The organism is Micromonospora sp. CNZ295, from assembly GCF_004217535.1.
In genome coordinates this window covers 1,693,968-1,707,659 of the sequence record NZ_SHKZ01000001.1, presented here as the reverse complement: position 1 = coordinate 1,707,659, position 13,692 = coordinate 1,693,968, and the positions used below count along the sequence as shown (strand labels likewise).

Genomic DNA, 13,692 nt, shown 5'->3' with positions numbered 1-13,692 from the left:
GTCATGACCAAGCGAAAGGAGAGCCCATGACAGTAGCCACCAGCGAACCGCTCTGGACCATCGAGGAGGTATCAGCGTTCCTGCGCATTCCGGTAGACACCCTCTATCAGTGGCGGTCGCGTCGCACCGGCCCGCGCGCGTTCAAAATCGGTCGTCACCTGCGCTATGACCCCAGCGATGTGCGGTCTTGGCTTGCGGAGCGAGGGAGCGACGATGGCCGTCGATGACCTGTGGTACCTGAGCAAGCGTGGCCCCAACGGCGAGAAGGTGAAGTCGAAGCGTTACGGCCGGGGGAAGCGCTGGCGCTGCCGCTACGAGGACGCCGCTGGGCGCACCCGGACTCGCTTCTTCGACCGCAAGGCCGATGCCGACGCCTGGGACAAGAAGGCCAGCAGCGGCGCTGCCGAGGAAACCCAGGTCGACCAGGGCGAGCGACGCACGACCTTCCACGACTACGCGGAACGGTGGCGGCTGTCTCGCCAGATCGGTCAGGCCCTGGACTATCAGCGCCACATCGAGTCCCGGCTACGCCACCACCACTACCCGCCCTTCGGCCACCGCCCGATCCGCGCGATCACCGTCACCGACATCCTGGAATGGGTCGCCCAGCTCCTACAGAACAACGTCGCGCAGTCATCGGTGAAGACCTACTTCGACCTGCTCAACAACATCATGAACTCCGCCGTAGCCGACAAGGTGATCCCCGACAACCCCTGCAAGTCGATCCGACTCTTCGCGATCCTGCGCGGCTTCTCCCGCGCACCGAAATGGGTACCGACCGATGACGACGTGCTCGCCCTGGTCGACGTGGTGCCCGACGAATATCAGGCGGCCGTCTGGGCCGGCGCCGGCGAGGGAATGCGACTCGGGGAAGTCCTCGGCCTGGAGGACAGTCCGCGGTGCATCGACCGGAACCGTCAGGAAGTCCACGTGGTTCAGCAACTGCGGTTCCACAAGGCCACCTACGGCGGCTTCTACCTCGCGCCGCCCAAGGCCGGCTCAGTCGGCGATGTCGACCTGGACGACCACGTCGCGACGGTCTTCGCCGAGCACGTTCGGAAGTACCCGCCCGTCCTGGTCGAGCTGCCCGACATCACCACCGGCACACCAGACCCGGGCAAGGATCCCAAGCGACGTTTGGTCCCGCTGCTGTTCACGGACGACTACGGCCGGCCAATCCACGACCAACGCTGGTCCGACCTGTGGCAGACCTGGCGCAAGGCGGCCGGCTGGCCCGACGAAGGCACCTTCCACTGCCTGCGGCACTACTTCGCCACCCGCCTCATCACCTCGGGAGCCGATCCCACCGACGTGCAGAACGCGCTACGGCACTCCAGCCTGCGGATCACGCTGGAAACCTACGTTCACTGGTGGCCCAAGAAAGATCGTCGCCGCAACATCATCAGCAGCGCGCTCCGGGACGCGAGCGCCAAGCGTCAGCAGGGTCCGAAGACCCGAGATCTGAGCTGACTTGTACCCGATCTGTACCCGCCGATCTTGTGCGGCGGGTATCCCCAGGTGAACGGTGTTACTGGTGGAGCTGAGGGGATTTGAACCCCTGACCCCCTCGATGCGAACGAGGTGCGCTACCGGTCTGCGCCACAGCCCCTCCGCCGGCGTGCCGGCGTCGGTCCCACCCGGCTTGCACCGGGCGGGCCGGCGACAAGGCTAACAGGTCACCGACCCTCCCCGCGAACTACCCCCGGCCGGCGGCCGCGCTGCGCCGCGCCCGAAACCCACCCGATCTCCCCGTGGATCGGGGCGCCCGACGGTCAGAGACACCGCAACTTCGGGGAAGTTGCTGCCTCCACCGCACGCGAGCCCGCAACTTCCCCGAAGTTGCGGCCTCCGCGGGAGGGCACGACGGGCGGGCGCGGGGCGGCCCCGCAGGAGGGCGCGGCGGGCGGGCGCGGGGCGGCCCCCGCGGGAGGGCACGACGGGCGGGCGCGGGGCAGCCTCCGCGGGAGGGCGCGGCGCCGGCGCGGTGTGGCGCGGTCAGGCTGAGTGGGGGCCGCCGCCGGACTGATACGGGCGGCCGCGCAGGCCGCCCGTACGCCGGTAGGAGACCGTGCCCCCGTTCGCCGCCGCCGGCAGGTCCGCCGGCCGGTCCAGGCCCATCGCGGTACGGCGTACCGACTCGCGCTGGGCGGCCAGGCGGCGCTGCGCCTCGCGACGGGCCGCCGCCCGGCGGGCCTGCTCCCGGCGCACCTCAGCCTGCCGCGCGGCCAGCCAGGCCGCCTCGCGGGCGCGGGCGCGCCGGCGGCGCTGGTCGGCGAGCGCACGGGACCGCAGGTGGACGACGTACACGATGAGCAGGGTGCCGGTGACCGCGAAGCTGATCCAGAACCCCGGGCCCACCACTAGCACGCCGACCAGCTCGGTGGCGTTGAGCAGCAGCAGCGCGGCCAGCACCCGGCGCCGCCGGTAGACGGCCGGGGTGTGCTGGCGGCGGCGCGGCGGCCGGCGGCGGGCACGCCCGAAGGCCCGCGTACCCGTCGGGGGGATCGCCCGCAGCCGGTCCGACCGGCGGGACCCGGCCGGCGGCGCGGAGATCGGCGCGGCCAGGCGGCCGGTCGACACATCCTCACTCAGGGTGACGACAAGGGTACGCGGCGGGTTCAGCGGCCGGCGGCCCGGGACAGTACGGCGCCGTCGACGGCGCTGGAGCACCCGCGCCGTCGACTGCGCCCGCTCCGCCGCCAGCCGCTCGGTGGCGTCGTACCGGCGAACCAGGGCCGGTGCCAGGGCGAGCAGGCCGGCGGCGGCGAGGACGGCGAGGAGCACCGAGGTCGGCACCCTCACCCCTCCCGTCACCGAGTTCGGAGCAACCGCCACCCGACCGCAGGATCTTTCACCGATCAGCCTCGGGGGCGAGGATCGTACGGGCGGGCCGCGCTTGCCGCAGCTTGCAGTTACCTGAGGTTACGGGCGGTCCTGCCGGATGCTGGCACGCCGCGCCGATCGTCACGGGTGGGACGGTTCACCCGGTTGCGGCCCGCAGGCGGTGCCAGCGGGCCAGCAGCCCGCCGTCGGCGGCGACTTCCTCGCTGGTCATGGCGTACCCGATGTGGTCACGCCACGCACCGTCGATGTGCATGTAGCGCACGTGGTACGCCTCCTCGCGGAAGCCCAGTTTCTCCACCACCCGCCGGGAGGGCCCGTTCTCCGGGCGGATGTTGACCTCGATCCGGTGCAGCCCGCCGGGGCCGAACGCGTGGTCCACGGCGAGCGCCAGGGCGGTGGGTGTGATTCCGCGCCCGGCCACCCGGGAGTCGACCCAGTAGCCGGCGTAGCCGGAGCAGAACGCGCGGCGCACAATGCTGCCGATGTTCAGGTGCCCCACCAGGCGCTCGCGGCCCTCCTCCCGGAGGCAGACCGCGAAGGGCATGCTCTCGCCGATCCGGGCCGACCGGCGCTGGTCGCGGTACACCCAGCGGAAGGCGGCGGGCGAGTTCAGCTCGTCCCAGCTGCCGGGGATGACGGATTCCCACGGTGCGAGCCAGGCCTGGTTGGCGCGGCGTACCTCGGACCAGGCCGCGGCGTCCGAACGCCGGTACGGGCGCAGCAGCACCGGGCCGTCCACCAGCACGACCGGCCAGCCGGGCGTACGGCCTCCCAGAAGGCTCACCCGGCCGATCCTCCGCCCCTCGCCGCGTCGAGGGCAAGACTCCTCACCGGCGTCGGTCCAGCAGCAGCACGTCCACGGTGGAGCCGGCGGCGGCGGTGGTGACCCGCTCGCCGAGCACCATCAGGCCGTTCGCCTCGGCCAACCCGGACAGCGTCAGCGGCCCGCCGCGCAGCGGCTGGACGGTGTAACCGCCGCCGCGCCGCTCGGCGACGTTCGCGGGGCGGAACTCGCGCAGCCCGGCCGGTGAGGAGATGGTCTCCAACAGGTGTGCCCGGACGCTGGGCCGGAACACCGGCTCCGCCCCGGCGAGCAGGTTGATCGCCGGCCGGGCCAGCACCTCGAAGCCGATCAGCGCGCTGCCCGGCTCGCCGGGCAGGCACACCACCGGCACCTCCTCCGGACCGACCGTGCCGAAGCCGAGTGCGGTGCCCGGGTAGAGCGCCACCTCGGTGAAGGTCACCGGCCCGGCGCGGCTCCCCTCCCGCCGGGACAGGATCCGCCGCACCATGTCGCCGGGCCCGGTGCCGGTGCCGCCGGTGGTGATGATCAGGTCGGCGCGGAGGGTCTGGTCCTCCAGCAGCCCACGCAGCCCCTCGGGGTCGTCGTCGCAGATCCCCACCCGGTACGCGAGGGCACCGACCTCGGCCGCGGCGGCGGTCAGCGCGTGCGAGTTGACGTCCACCACCTGGCCGGGCTGGCTGCCCCGGCCCACCTCGACGAGTTCGTCGCCGGTGGCCACGATGACCACCCGTGGGCTGGGGCGGACCACCACGTGCCCGATGCCGGTGGCCGCGAGCACCGCGACCAGTGCCGGTGAGACGTACGTGCCGGCACGGGCGAGCGGGGTCCCGGCGGTGATCTCCTCGCCGGCCTTGCGGACCCCGTACCCGCGCTTCGGGGTGCGGTGGATCTCCACCGCGGCCATGCCCTGGTCGGTCCACTCCACCGGGACCACCACGTCCGCGCCGATCGGCAGGGGCGCACCGGCGGCGACCGAGAAGCAGGCCCCCGGGGTGAGCCGGACCGGGCGCCAACTCGCCGCGCCGAGGTCACCGACCACATTGAGCCGGACGGCGCGGCCGCCCGGTGAACCGGCCTGGACCGGGACGTAGCCCACGCCCCGGCCGCCGCCGGCGATGTCGTCCCAGCGCGCCGCGTACCCGTCGACGGCCGCCTGATCGAAGGCCGGGAAGGAGGACGGGGCGACGACGTCCTCCGCGAGGACGTTGCCGTACGCCTGGGTGAGGTCGAGGTCGAGCGGAGGCAGCGCGCGTAACCTGCGCAGCACGCTGCCCAGGTAGTCGGCGAGCGGCGTCAACTCGTTCGCGGCCGCCTCGGCGTCGGCCGTCGCGGTCATGTACTCGGACCGCCCGACGCGTCGGAGTTGATGAACTCGACGAGCCACTTGCGGAACTCGGCGCCGAGGTCGTCGCGTTCGGCGGCGATCTGCACGACGGTCTGCAGGTAGCCCAGCGGCATGCCGGTGTCGTAGCGGGTGCCGCGGTAGACGATGGCGTGCACCGGCACCCCCTCGGTACGCAGGATCTCCATGGCGTCGGTCAGCTGGATCTCGCCGCCGCTGCCCGGCTCGGTGCGGCGGATCGCGTCGAAGATGCGCCCGGGCAGCACGTAGCGACCCAGCACGGCGAGGTTGCTCGGGGCGTCCTCGGGCTTCGGCTTCTCCACCATGCCGGTGACCCGGACGACGTCGGCGATGTCGCCGAACTCCGCCTCGGCGGGTTCGACCGAGGCGATGCCGTACCGGGTCGTCTCGGCCGGGTCGACCTCGAAGAAGGCGAGCACGATGCCGCCGGTGCGGGCCTGCAGTTCCAGCATGGCCGGCAGCAGCGGCTCGGCGGGCTTGACGAACTCGTCGCCGAGCAGCACCGCGAAGGGCTGGTCGCCGACGTGGGACTCGGCGTACCCGACGGCGTGGCCGAGGCCGAGCTGCTCGGGCTGCCGGCAGGTGTAGATGGCGGCGAGCTCCTCGGTCCGCTTGACGGCGGCGAGCAGGTCGGGCTTCTTCTCGAGCCGTTCCTCGAGGTCCGGGCGGCGGTCGAAGTGGTCGACCATGGAGGTCTTGCCGCGCCCGGTGATCAGCAGGACGTCGTTGATGCCGGCCTGCGTGGCCTCCTCGACGATGTACTGCAGCACCGGCCGGTCGACCACCGGGAGCAGCTCCTTGGGCACGGCCTTGGTGGCCGGCAGGAACCGGGTGGCGAGCCCGGCGGCCGGGATGACAGCCTTGACCGCGCGGGGACGGCCGGTCGCGGCGGCCGTCGTTGAGGGGTTCGCTGAGTGCTCCGACATGCCGCGAGACTATCGGCCACGGCTCTGTCGTGGCGGGTGAGGACCGGAAGACGCGCCGCCGTCGGGGGCGGCCGCACCGGGGGCGGGCCGGGCGTCGGGGTCCCGCGCCTCCCGGTGCGCGCCGGCCCGGGGCAGCCCGTCCTCCGGGCTGACCGCGCCGGTCGGCACCGGGATCTCGCGGACCGGCGGGGTGGCCCGCGCCATCGGGGCGACGCTCCAGGCGTCCCGCCCGCCGGCCTTCGCCGCGTACAGCGCCTCGTCGGCGGCGTCGAGCACCTGCTGCCCGCTGCTGCCGTGATCGGGGTAGACGGCGATACCGATCGAGACGGTCACCCGCACCGGGACCGGCCCGCCCGGTCCGGCGACGGCGATCGGCGTGGTCCGGATGGCGTCGCCGAGCCGCTCCGCGACGGTCGTCGCGCCCCGGGCGTCGGTCTCCGGCAGCAGCACCACGAACTCCTCGCCGCCCTGCCGGAACGCGAGGTCCACCTCGCGGATCTCGCCGCGGACCCGGCGGGCGAACTCGGCCAGCACCGTGTCCCCGGCGGTGTGCCCGTACGTGTCGTTGACGTCCTTGAACCGGTCCAGGTCGAGGACGAGCACGCTGAGCATGCGGCCGAACCGGCTGGCCCGCTCGACCTCCCGGCGGATCGACTCGCGCAGGTAGCGGTAGTTCCACAGACCGGTCAGCGGGTCGGTGAGGGACAGCCGCTGGGTCTCCTCGTGCACCCGCACGTTGTCCACCGCCACCGCCGCGTGGCCGGCGAAGGTCCGCAGGGTGACGAGGTCGTCGTCGTCGAACTCGTCGCCGCCGTGCCGGTCGTACAGGGCCAGCACGCCGAGCACCGCGGCCGGCGCCGTGCCGTCCGGCGGGGGCCGGCCGCCGGCGTCGTCGGCGCGGGTCACGTCGGGGCCGGGCGCCGCGAACGGCACCGCGATGTACGTGCGGCAGCGCGGCTCCTCCGGTGGCCCGGCGGAGGGGTCCACCCGGCCGCGGCGCGGCTCACCGGTCACCGCCACGGCGCCCACCACGCCGCTGCCCAGGGGCACCCGCACCGGTCCGGACGCGCCGTCGGGCGGCGTCAGCCCTTCGGTGGCCTGCGCGACCAGCAGCCCACCCGGGTCGACGAGCAGGACGGCGCCGGCCCGGGCGCCGGTCGCCGCGATCGCGCTGTGCAGGATGACGCGCAGGATGCGTTGCAGGTCGTGGGTGCTGGCCAGGGTGTCCCCCAGTACCGCCAGGTGCCCGCGCAGTTGGTCCCGGCTGCTGGTCAGCGCGGCCACGTAGGTGCCGGTCTCCCGGGTCATCCGGTTGAACGCGCCGGCCAGCCGCCCGATCTCGTCGCGGCTGCGCACCGGCACCCGCGCGGTCAGGTCGCCCCGGGCCACCCGGTCGACCGCACCCGCCAGCTCCACCAGTGGCCGGGTGGTGACCCGGGCCAGCCGCCACGCCGCGGCGACCGCCAGCAGGGCGGCCAGCAGCACGGCGACGACCAGGGCGGTGTACAGGCCGGGCGGCGTGTCGCTGGGGACCGACAGCACCAGTGGCAGCGGCTGCCCCTCCGAGGGCCCGACCCGGCGCACGTACCGACCGTCGGTGGTCCCGACGACCCGCTCGCCGTCCAGGCCGCCGGCGGCGGCGAGTACCTCGTCGCGTACTCCGGCCGACTCGGTGGTGTGGCGGAGCCGGACGGGCGCGGCGGGGTCGAGCAGGGTGACCGCCACCCCGGTGACCGCCGCGAGCCGCGCCACGAAGGCCGGGTCGACCGGCTGGGCGGCGGTGACCGCGCCCAGCGGCGCGCCGGCGGTGTCCCGCAGGTCGACCCGGGCGGCCAGCGCGCCGGGCGGCCCGCCGGCGGGGGCAGCGGCGGAGCAGTCCCGCCAGGGTGCCGGTGGTGCCCCCGGGGTGGCGTGGACGACCCGGCCGGTGACGTCGGTGACCAGCACGGCCGCGGCCAGGCCCCGGCTGACCACCTGCCCGGCGGCGGCGACGCGGTCGTCGGTGAGGGCCACCGCGTCGGCGGCCGCCCGTAGCTGCTGGCACAGCGCGTCGACCGAGGTGCGGACGGCCGCCGCGGCCACCGCGAGCCGCTCGGTGGAGCGGCTGCGGTCGACCGCGGCCACGGCCGACCCCACGAAGAACGCCCCGACCAGGACCGGGCCGAGCACCACCGTCAGGAAGGCTGCGGTCAGGCGCCCCCGTAGTGTCACTCGGTCCCCCCGGAACTTCGCCGGCCGATGCTTGCGATGCTGACACAGAGCCACCCCGGGATGAGCTTTGCGTCAGGAGTGTTGCGTGCCGGAATTTTCTGATGGAGCGGAAGTGACGACTGGTGCGAAGCGGGACGTCCGCGTCGCGCTGCTCGCCCGCCGCCGGTCGCTGACCGCGGCGCAGCGGGCCGCCGCCGCCGGGCGCGTCCAGGCCGAGCTGGCGGCTCTGGTACGCCGGCTGCGCCCGCGCCGGATGACCGCGTACGTGCCGGTGGCCTCCGAACCGGGCGGCCCGGACCTGCCGGCCGTGCTGCACGCGGCCCTGCCGGAGGGGGCCGAACTGCTGCTGCCGGTGCTCCGCGAGGACCTGGACCTGGACTGGGCGCCCTGGACCGGCCCGGCGGACCTGGTGGCGGCCGGGCGCGGGATGCGGGAGCCGACCTGGCCCCGGCTGGGTGTGACCGCCGTCGCGAGTGCCGAGCTGGTGGTGGTGCCGGCACTGGCGGTCGACCGCCGGGGCGTGCGGCTGGGCCGCGGCGGCGGCTCGTACGACCGGGCGCTCGCCCGGGTGCCGACGTCGGCGCTGACCGTGGTGCCGCTGTACGACGGCGAACTGGTCGGGGCGCTGCCCGCCGAGCCGCACGACCGCCCGGTCCGCGCCGTGGTCACGCCCGCCGGAGGCCTGCGTACGCTGGACGGCACCACACCGGCCTGACCATGGTCGGGAGGTGTCGCGCCCCACACTTCCGCTGGACGAATCCGGGGGCGATGCCGCACCATTGGCACTCGAAGACGTCGAGTGCCAACCGGCCGTGCCAGATCCGGAGGAGAACGTGCCCACGTACCAGTACGCCTGCACCGCGTGCGGCCACCAGCTCGAGGCGGTGCAGTCCTTCTCCGACGAGCCGCTGACCGAGTGCCCGGCGTGTGACGGGCGGCTGCGGAAGCTGTTCAACTCGGTCGGGATCGTGTTCAAGGGCTCGGGCTTCTACCGCACCGACTCCCGCTCCGCCGGCTCCGACTCCGCCAACGGCACCAGCGCCGGCAAGCCCGCCGCGTCGAACGGCGACTCCGGCTCGTCGAGCAGCTCGTCGTCGACCTCGTCGAACGGGTCGTCCAACGGGTCGTCCAGCAGCGCCTCCGGCGGCTCGTCCTCGGCCAAGGCCCCGGCCGCCAGCACCGCCTCCTGACCCCGGCGCCCGTCCGGGCCGCGGAAGCCGACCCGGCGGTACGTCAGTCCCAGTGCGGCGGACGCTGTTCGAGCAGCCAATCGTCGTTGCCGCCGGCCCGCTCGCCCCAGCCCCGGTCGGTGTCGTCGCTGGTCTGCTCGGGCAGCACCAGGAAATCGTCGTCGCTCAGGTCGACCGGCCGGTCGTCGTCACCGCGTACCCCGGCCGTCCCCGGATCCTCGATGGTCACGAGCGGCAACGGTAGCGCAGCCGGCGCATCGAGCCGCCAGGCCGGCGGTCGTCGCGCCGGCCGTCGCCACGCGATGCCGCCCGCCGGCGCCGCGCGCCCGGCGGCCGGAGCGTCACGCCGTTGGTAGCGTCGGACGACGTGACGACCCCCGGCGACACCCCGGACGACTACTGGCGTCGACCCGCCCCCGGCCAACCCGACGCGGCCGGGCAGGGCGGAGCGACCGACGCCGACCCGGGCACCCGCCCCGGCCCGCCCGACCGGTCGAGTCCACCGGCGGGATACCCGGGTCCCCCGCCCACCATCCCGCCGCCGGCCGGCTGGCGCCCACCGCTGCACGTCCAGCCTCCGCCGCCGCGGCGGCTGCCCCCGCAGGACATGGCGGAGCTGGACCTCACCGAGCAACGGGCTCAGCGAGTCACCTGGATCGTGGGCGCCGTGGCCGGTGTGGTGGTCCTGGTCCTGACCTGCACACTCTGCTCGCGACTGCTTTTCTGAGCGGCCGCCGGGACAGCCACCCCGGTCAGAGGGTGTTGCCCCAGACGGTCTCGGCGCCGCTGTGCCCGGTGAGGTAGACGTACACGAGGCTCACGGCGGCCAGCACGACCACCACCACCGACAGCGCCGGGGTCACCCAGGACGGCAGTTTCGGCACCCGCGGGTGGCCGCTGGTCAGCACGAGCAGCAGAACGGCGGAGATGGCCAGCGGAAGCACGTACCGGAAGGTGAGATCGCCGTACCGGGAGTGTTCGAAGATCTGGTCGACGACGGGGCCCTGGAGGCCGCGCGCCGTGAAGACGTCGGTCAGTTCCTCACCGGACCGCACCGCCACCCACGCGGTCACCGGCGCCGCCACGGCCAGCAGGACCAGCGCCCAGTCGAGGCGGGAGCGGAACCTGGGCAGCGCCACGTACGCGATCGACAGCAGCGCGAGCAACGGGACGAGGACGACCACCGCGTGCACGACCAGCACGTGCACTGGTAACCCCATGATCTCCTTGAACATCGGCACCTCCGGCAGGATGCGGTCGCGGGAGGTCAGCCTAAGGTGCGCTGGCCTGCCCGCCGAAAACTCTCACCGGGGCTACACGCACCCGGAACCGAACCGGTTCACCGCCCGTGCAGAAACCGCCATCTGTGTCCGGGGCCACCCGCATCGCCGTCCGGTTGTCGGTCCCTGCCCCGCGTGCTGTCATTGGCACATGTCCACGGGTGAGGAGTTGCTCCGGTCGAAGGGCCTTCGGGTCACCCGGCCGCGCCTCGCCGTCCTCGACGTGCTGGCTTCGGGCGGTCACCTGGAGGTGGACGAGATCACCCGGCGGGTCCGGGAGCGCCTCGACTCGGTCTCCACCCAGGCGGTGTACGACGTGCTCGGCGCGCTGTCGCGGGCCGGGCTGTCCCGCCGGATCGAGCCCGCCGGCAGCCCCGCCCGCTACGAGGCCCGGGTCGGCGACAACCACCATCACGTGGTCTGCCGGGGCTGCGGCGACATCGCCGACATCGACTGCGCCGTCGGCCGCGCGCCCTGCCTCGACCCGGGCCCGGCGCACGGCTTCGAGGTGGACGAGGCCGAAGTGACCTTCTGGGGCCTTTGCCCGGCCTGCCAGGCCCGGCGCTCGGTCGACGACTGAGCGGGCCGCCGCCGGCCCGCCCCGGCTCGTGGCACTCTTGGTCGGTGAACTCCGACGATCTCGGCCTCTTCGGCCCCGGCTCGGTCACCTGGAAGGTGCACGACGAGCCGATCCTGATCGTCGCCGGCCTGCGCTCGCTCTACCTGCAGGCCCTGCACCCTCGGGCGATGGCCGGGGTGGCGCAGAACAGCAACTACCGCTCGGACGCCTGGGGTCGCCTGGTCCGCACGGCCACCTACGTGGGGACCACCGTCTACGGCACCACTGCCGAGGCGCGGGCGGCCGGGCAGCGGCTGCGCCGGCTGCACGCGCGGATGCGGGCCACCGACCCGTTCACCGGCGAGCAGTTCCGGATCGACGAGCCCGAGCTGCTGCGCTGGGTGCACGTCACCGAGGTCGAGTCGTTCCTCGACACCGCGCGGCGGGCCGGGCTGCCGCTGACCGACGCGGAGATCGACGGCTACTACACCGAGCAGCGGTGGGCCGCCGCCCTGGTCGGGCTCGCCCCGGACACCGTCCCCGGCACGGCCGCCGAGGTGGCCGAGTACTACCGCCGGATCCGGCCCGAGCTGCGGATGACCCGCGAGGCCGCCGAGACGGCGCTGTTCCTCACGGCCCCTCCGCTGCCGTGGAAGGTGAGCCTTCCGGCCCGGGTCGGGCTGACCCTCGGGCCGCCCCGCTGGGCGTACCTCGGGATCGCCGGCACGGCGCTGGCGCTGCTGCCGGCCTGGGCCCGGCGGCTCTACGGCGGTCTCGGCCTGCCGACGACCGCGCTCTCCGCCGACCTGACCGTCCGCGGGCTGCGGCTGGCGCTGGCCGCGCTGCCCCGCCGGTGGCGGGAGGGGCCGCTGCAGCAGGCCGCCAAGGAACGCGCCGCCCGCCTGACCGACACCCCCCACTGACCGCCGGGCCGTCCACACGGTCAGGCGTCGCCGGCCCGGTCGATGGCGGCCCACGGCTCCTTTCCGGGCGTCCGCGTGCCCTCCGGGCAGCTGCGCCGGTAGTCGCACCAGCCACAACGCGGGCCCGGCGCGGCGGGAAACGCCTCGTCCGGGTCGCCGCCGTCGGCGACCGACCGCTCGGCGGCCATGATGTCCCGAGCCGTCTCCTCGGCCCGGCCGACCTGCCGGGCGAGGGACTCCGGGCTGTGCTCGTGCGCGGCGACCGTCCCGGTCGGCAGGTGATGCAGTTCCACCCGCCGGCACGGCTTGCGGAACACCCGCTCGGCCGCGTACGCGTAGAGCGCGAGGGCTTGTGAGCCGCGCGCGTCGTCGGCGTCCAGCCCGGTCCGGCCGGTCTTGTAGTCCACGATGACCAGTTCGGGGCCGGACGGGCCGGGACGGGAGTCGATCCGGTCGGCGCGCCCGTTGAACGCCAGCACCCCGGTCTTCACCGCGACCACCCGCTCGACGCCCAGCGGGTCGGTCTCCGGGTCGAGCGTCCCCACATACGCCTCGAGCCAGCTCAGCGCCCGCCGGTAGGCGGCCCGCTCCTGCTCGTCGTCCCGGTAACCCTCGCGGACCCAGGTGCCCTTGAGCAGGGTGGCCAGCACCTCCGGCCGGCGCCGGTCGGCGGGCAGCGCGTACCAGTTCTTCAGGGCGGTGTGGACGCTGGCGCCGAGCGAGTTGTGCGCCCAGGGCGGGCCCTTCGGCGGGGCCGGACGGTCCAGATAGGAGTAGCGGTAGCGCCGGGGGCAGTCCGCGTAGGCCCCCAGCTTGCTGGGGGTGCAGACGAACAGCCGTTCCGGCATGCCCTCGAAGCCGAGCTGCTCGGGCTCGGCGCGGGGTCGCGGCGCGGAGGTGAAGGGTCGGCCGGCTCGTCGCACACCGCGATCCTGCCATCCGGCCCCGACAGGATCAGCCCGTGGTCGTGTACTGGCTGACGAACGCGGCCACCGCGTCGGCGATGAGCTGCACCGCGATCGCCGCCAGCAGCAGGCCGGCGATCCGGGTCAGCACCTCGATCCCGCCCGGCCGGAGGACCTTGACGATCCCGCCGGAGAAGCGGAGCACCACCCAGACCGTGAGCATCACCGCGACGATGGCGGCCGCGATCGCGCTGACGTCGGCCACACCGTCGGCCTGCTGGACGAAGAGCATCGTCGCCACGATGGCGCCCGGGCCGGCGAGCAGCGGGGTGCCCAACGGCACCAGGGCGATGTTCGAGGTGGCCTGCTGGCTGGGGTCGTCCGCCTTGCCGGTCAGCAGTTCCAGCGCCACCAGCACGAGCAGCAGGCCACCGGCGGCCTGGAGCGCGGGCAGGTCCACGTGCAGGTAGTCGAGCAGGGTCTGGCCGGCGACCGCGAAGATCACGATCACGCCGAGCGCCAGCGCCACGGCCTGCCACGCGGCGCGGTTCCGGTCCCGCGCCGGCAGCGGGCCGGTCAACGCCAGGAAGATGGGCATCATGCCCGGCGGGTCGACGATCACCAGCAGGGTCACGAAGACCTCGCCGAAGAGCTTGAGATCCACCGGATCAACCTAACCGCGCGGT

The 13,692-nt window shown here is 74.2% G+C and carries 16 protein-coding genes and 1 tRNA gene; 7 read left to right on the top strand and 10 right to left on the bottom strand.

The features are described from left to right. The first annotated feature begins 26 nt into the window (after window positions 1–26). Together EV376_RS08220 and EV376_RS08215 are read left to right on the top strand one after the other, a co-directional pair. A complete protein-coding gene (locus EV376_RS08220; RefSeq protein WP_130321529.1) occupies window positions 27–227 on the top strand; it encodes a helix-turn-helix domain-containing protein in 201 nt (66 codons plus the stop codon). Next, the gene (locus EV376_RS08215; RefSeq protein WP_130321528.1) at window positions 214–1,470 is read left to right on the top strand and encodes a tyrosine-type recombinase/integrase; all 1,257 of its coding nucleotides are present in this window, start codon (window positions 214–216) and stop codon (window positions 1,468–1,470) included. The genes EV376_RS08220 and EV376_RS08215 overlap by 14 nt, the downstream gene beginning before the upstream one ends. A gap of 62 nt (window positions 1,471–1,532) precedes the next feature. Here EV376_RS08215 and EV376_RS08210 read toward each other — a convergent pair. The 6 genes from EV376_RS08210 to EV376_RS08185 all read right to left on the bottom strand — a co-directional run bounded on the left by EV376_RS08210 (window position 1,533) and on the right by EV376_RS08185 (window position 8,149). Next, window positions 1,533–1,609, bottom strand: a tRNA-Ala gene (locus EV376_RS08210). 386 nt (window positions 1,610–1,995) lie between these two features. Then, entirely contained in the window at window positions 1,996–2,802 is an 807-nt protein-coding gene (gene sepX, locus EV376_RS08205) for a divisome protein SepX/GlpR (RefSeq protein WP_207228080.1), read from the bottom strand. A gap of 178 nt (window positions 2,803–2,980) precedes the next feature. Then, window positions 2,981–3,628 (bottom strand): GNAT family N-acetyltransferase, encoded by a 648-nt coding sequence (locus EV376_RS08200; RefSeq protein WP_130321526.1) that lies wholly within the window; start codon window positions 3,626–3,628, stop codon window positions 2,981–2,983. Window positions 3,629–3,671: 43 nt separating this feature from the next. After that, a complete protein-coding gene (locus EV376_RS08195) occupies window positions 3,672–4,985 on the bottom strand; it encodes a molybdopterin molybdotransferase MoeA (RefSeq protein WP_130321525.1) in 1,314 nt (437 codons plus the stop codon). Continuing rightward, a complete protein-coding gene (locus EV376_RS08190) occupies window positions 4,982–5,938 on the bottom strand; it encodes a UTP--glucose-1-phosphate uridylyltransferase (RefSeq protein WP_130321524.1) in 957 nt (318 codons plus the stop codon). Before EV376_RS08190 ends, EV376_RS08195 begins: the two co-directional genes overlap by 4 nt. 9 nt (window positions 5,939–5,947) lie before the next feature. Next, a complete protein-coding gene (locus EV376_RS08185; RefSeq protein WP_130321523.1) occupies window positions 5,948–8,149 on the bottom strand; it encodes a diguanylate cyclase in 2,202 nt (733 codons plus the stop codon). 85 nt (window positions 8,150–8,234) lie between these two features. On the opposite strand from EV376_RS08185, the gene EV376_RS08180 reads away from it, so the two are divergent. Next, a complete protein-coding gene (locus EV376_RS08180; protein ID WP_130321522.1) occupies window positions 8,235–8,864 on the top strand; it encodes a 5-formyltetrahydrofolate cyclo-ligase in 630 nt (209 codons plus the stop codon). 97 nt (window positions 8,865–8,961) lie between these two features. Further along, window positions 8,962–9,339 carry an FmdB family zinc ribbon protein gene (locus EV376_RS08175; protein ID WP_486482558.1) on the top strand — a complete coding sequence of 126 codons (378 nt, stop codon included), beginning with the start codon at window positions 8,962–8,964 and terminating at the stop codon, window positions 9,337–9,339. Window positions 9,340–9,382: 43 nt separating this feature from the next. On the opposite strand, the gene EV376_RS08170 is transcribed toward EV376_RS08175, so the two are convergent. Next, window positions 9,383–9,568, bottom strand: coding sequence for a hypothetical protein (locus EV376_RS08170; RefSeq protein ID WP_130321521.1), 186 nt, complete (start codon window positions 9,566–9,568; stop codon window positions 9,383–9,385). A gap of 138 nt (window positions 9,569–9,706) precedes the next feature. On the opposite strand from EV376_RS08170, the gene EV376_RS08165 reads away from it, so the two are divergent. Beyond that, entirely contained in the window at window positions 9,707–10,066 is a 360-nt protein-coding gene (locus tag EV376_RS08165) for a hypothetical protein (protein WP_130321520.1), read from the top strand. A gap of 25 nt (window positions 10,067–10,091) precedes the next feature. Here the strand turns inward: EV376_RS08165 and EV376_RS08160 are convergent, their stop codons facing one another. Next, window positions 10,092–10,574, bottom strand: a complete 483-nt coding sequence (locus tag EV376_RS08160) for a DUF2231 domain-containing protein (protein WP_130328572.1) — start codon at window positions 10,572–10,574, stop codon at window positions 10,092–10,094. A gap of 196 nt (window positions 10,575–10,770) precedes the next feature. Here EV376_RS08160 and EV376_RS08155 point away from each other — a divergent pair, with 196 nt between their 5' ends. Together EV376_RS08155 and EV376_RS08150 are read left to right on the top strand one after the other, a co-directional pair. Next, the gene (locus EV376_RS08155) at window positions 10,771–11,199 is read left to right on the top strand and encodes a Fur family transcriptional regulator (RefSeq protein ID WP_130321519.1); all 429 of its coding nucleotides are present in this window, start codon (window positions 10,771–10,773) and stop codon (window positions 11,197–11,199) included. Between the two features lie 44 nt (window positions 11,200–11,243). Beyond that, window positions 11,244–12,101, top strand: coding sequence for an oxygenase MpaB family protein (locus tag EV376_RS08150; RefSeq protein WP_130321518.1), 858 nt, complete (start codon window positions 11,244–11,246; stop codon window positions 12,099–12,101). A 20-nt stretch (window positions 12,102–12,121) separates the two neighbouring features. Here EV376_RS08150 and EV376_RS08145 read toward each other — a convergent pair whose 3' ends face one another. Together EV376_RS08145 and EV376_RS08140 are read right to left on the bottom strand one after the other, a co-directional pair. Next, window positions 12,122–13,024 (bottom strand): PD-(D/E)XK nuclease family protein, encoded by a 903-nt coding sequence (locus EV376_RS08145; protein WP_130321517.1) that lies wholly within the window; start codon window positions 13,022–13,024, stop codon window positions 12,122–12,124. A gap of 31 nt (window positions 13,025–13,055) precedes the next feature. Then, complete coding sequence (locus EV376_RS08140; RefSeq protein ID WP_130321516.1) at window positions 13,056–13,670, bottom strand: MarC family protein; 615 nt, start codon at window positions 13,668–13,670, stop codon at window positions 13,056–13,058. Window positions 13,671–13,692 lie beyond the last annotated feature (22 nt).

What these genes read in the sequence shown, in the direction of transcription:
- EV376_RS08220 (WP_130321529.1), top strand. Translation starts at nt 27, where the DNA reads ATGACAGTAGCCACCAGCGAACCGCTCTGGACCATCGAGGAGGTATCA.
- EV376_RS08215 (WP_130321528.1), top strand. Translation starts at nt 214, where the DNA reads ATGGCCGTCGATGACCTGTGGTACCTGAGCAAGCGTGGCCCCAACGGC.
- EV376_RS08195 (WP_130321525.1), bottom strand. Translation starts at nt 4,985, where the DNA reads ATGACCGCGACGGCCGACGCCGAGGCGGCCGCGAACGAGTTGACGCCG.
- EV376_RS08190 (WP_130321524.1), bottom strand. Translation starts at nt 5,938, where the DNA reads ATGTCGGAGCACTCAGCGAACCCCTCAACGACGGCCGCCGCGACCGGC.
- EV376_RS08160 (WP_130328572.1), bottom strand. Translation starts at nt 10,574, where the DNA reads ATGTTCAAGGAGATCATGGGGTTACCAGTGCACGTGCTGGTCGTGCAC.
- EV376_RS08155 (WP_130321519.1), top strand. Translation starts at nt 10,771, where the DNA reads ATGTCCACGGGTGAGGAGTTGCTCCGGTCGAAGGGCCTTCGGGTCACC.